Source organism: Lactobacillus helveticus DSM 20075 = CGMCC 1.1877 (genome assembly GCF_000160855.1).
Taxonomy (GTDB): domain Bacteria; phylum Bacillota; class Bacilli; order Lactobacillales; family Lactobacillaceae; genus Lactobacillus; species Lactobacillus helveticus.
Genome location: NZ_GG700768.1, coordinates 1 through 2,259, shown reverse-complemented (window position 1 = coordinate 2,259; position 2,259 = coordinate 1). Strand labels below are relative to the sequence as shown.

General features: G+C 42.0%; 4 protein-coding genes. All 4 read right to left on the bottom strand.

Features of this window, described 5'->3' with window-relative positions:
- Window positions 1–76 precede the first annotated feature (76 nt).
- On the bottom strand, window positions 77–1,414 hold the full coding sequence (locus HMPREF0518_RS09170; protein WP_003627959.1) for an IS66-like element short variant transposase: 1,338 nt from the start codon (window positions 1,412–1,414) through the stop codon (window positions 77–79).
- On the bottom strand, window positions 1,389–1,604 hold the full coding sequence (locus tag HMPREF0518_RS09165) for an IS66 family transposase (protein ID WP_012211581.1): 216 nt from the start codon (window positions 1,602–1,604) through the stop codon (window positions 1,389–1,391). The genes HMPREF0518_RS09170 and HMPREF0518_RS09165 overlap by 26 nt, the downstream gene beginning before the upstream one ends.
- Before the next feature lie 54 nt (window positions 1,605–1,658).
- Window positions 1,659–2,006, bottom strand: coding sequence for an IS66 family insertion sequence element accessory protein TnpB (gene tnpB / locus HMPREF0518_RS09160; RefSeq protein WP_003627957.1), 348 nt, complete (start codon window positions 2,004–2,006; stop codon window positions 1,659–1,661).
- Window positions 2,003–2,259 (bottom strand): hypothetical protein (locus HMPREF0518_RS10390; protein ID WP_003627956.1); only part of this gene is annotated, 257 nt, incomplete at its 5' end. The genes tnpB and HMPREF0518_RS10390, both read right to left, overlap by 4 nt.

The window sequence follows — 2,259 nt, the reverse complement described above, 5'->3', positions numbered from 1 at the left end:
TAAGCGTCCAAAACTGAAGTATCTTAAAACCCCATCTTGCCTTGTGCTAAGATGGGGTTGCCTTTGTATTCAAATTTTATCTGCAGTTTGCTTGTGCCGCTTTTTCCCATGGCAAATAAGCTGACAGTGCTTCTTTATCTGTCAGAGTTGATTCGTTGGGCAAATTAGAGAGTAGATATACCAGATATTTTTCTGGATCCAAGCCATTGCGCTTGGCAGTTTCAATCAAACTAAGAATGATGGCCGAAGATTGGGCACCATTAAAACTCTGAGAGAACAACCAGTTCTTGCGGCCGATAACCAGCGATTTGATTGCACGCTCAGCTAGATTGTTGGACAAAACCAGTCGGCCATCTAACAAAACATGTTTAAATGTTTCTTCATGATTCAAAGAGTAAGCAATTGCTTTTCCTAGCTTGGAATTAGGCAGCGTCCTTGTTTTCTGCTTACGACACCAGTTAAAGAATTCCCTCATCAGCGGCGCTAGTTTCTTTCGACGCAATCGAAGACGCTCTTCGTTAGACAAATTTCCCCAGTCTTTTTCTAGGGCAAACATTCTATTGCAGTAGCGCACGCCTTGTTTAGATATTGATTTGTCTGATGCTTTAGGCGGCACAGCTTCAAAGAACTTTCTTCTGACATGAGCCCAGCAGCCAACCAAAGTAGCTTGCGCCAATTGCCCATACGCCTGCCACATGTCACAATGCAAGTAGCCAGCATAATTGCCTAAGAATTGGATCGCTACTTGACCGCTGCGATGCGGATTATGGTGATATAGAGTAATTGGCTTTTCTGCCTGCTTGTCAGACAGAAAAGTCCAGTAGAAAGTTTTTTGCGTCTTGCTTTCCAAGACGCGATAAGTTGTTTCATCTGCGTGTAAAAACTTTTGCTCTAGCAGCTTTTTCTTAAGCAATTGATAAAGCGGCTTAAAGTAATATTCCGTAGATTTGATCTGCCAGTTGATGATATCCCGGCGCGTAATAGGCAGACCCATTTTCTGCCAGTCGTTTTTTTGCCGATAGGCTGGTACTTTCAACTCATACTTTTGATAGATGGTATGAGCAATGACTGAAGCAGAGCCATAGCTATGAGCTAGCGGTGCTTTAGGCACTGGTGCCTTGACAATCTTATCACTAGTATTTTTTAAACTGCAGCACTGACATTTGTAAGCATGTTGGATATGATCCAGTCGCTTGATTTGTGCTGGAATGAACAGCAGCTCTTGGCGAACCGGACAAGAGCCGATCTCTTTCATTTCCTGCTGGCAATCTGGGCAAAGCAGATCTTTGCCAGTCAATTGGTGATGAATTTCTTCACTGGCAAAAGCTTTTAAGACATTGGCTCTCTTAGCCTTGCGTCTTCTTCTGCGATAGGCAATTTCTTCAGTTTCAACAGGGAAGATCCTCGTCTTCATCGCCCGCAAAATTTTCTTCATCAAATAAGCTGGTTTGGCCTGATAAAGGCGTTTGTTCTGATGATTTGCCGTAACGTTTTTGCGTTAAGTAGGCTACTTGTTCACGCAAGAAGGAAATCTCTTCGTTCAGGTTGTTAATAGTAGTCATTAAGCCTTTAATGATTTCATCTTTTGTTTCAGCTCTTGTCATTAGGATCTCTCTCATTTTTTGATAATTTAAAGCATACCAGAAACGCACGCAAAATCAATAGAAATTGCGTGCGTTCGTTGCTTTTATCCCAGGCTCAATAGAAAAGCCCTTCATTAACCAATCTACTTGTTCTTTTGACAAAGCTTTGACTTCATCCTGATTGTTAGGCCAGATCATCTTGCCATTTTCAAATCTTTTATAAAGCAGCCAATATCCCTGACCATCCCAATATAAAGCCTTGAAACGGTCGCGACTGCCACCGCAGAAGATAAAGACTCGGCCAGAAAAAGGATCCAAATCAAATTCATCTTTAACTATGGCAGCCAGGCCATCGATTCCGCGTCTCATATCTGTTCGACCACAAACAATGTAGACCTGCCCCAAGTCATAAAGGTTAATCATGATAGGACCTTGCTCAAGATTTTGTTTAGGACATCAGGATCCAAAGAGCTATAAAAATTCAGTTCAAGGTCATTCTTTTTCAGACTAAGCATCAAATTGTTGCGTGGCGGACGTGCCTTTTTTGGTCTTTTCGGATGATCCAGAGCCACGATTGACTGTTGTTTTTCAAGCATATTCGTTGCCTCCTTAAGTTTATGAAACAAGGATAGCCGAAAATTAGGAGCCAAAAAAGATACTTCAGTTTTGGACGCTT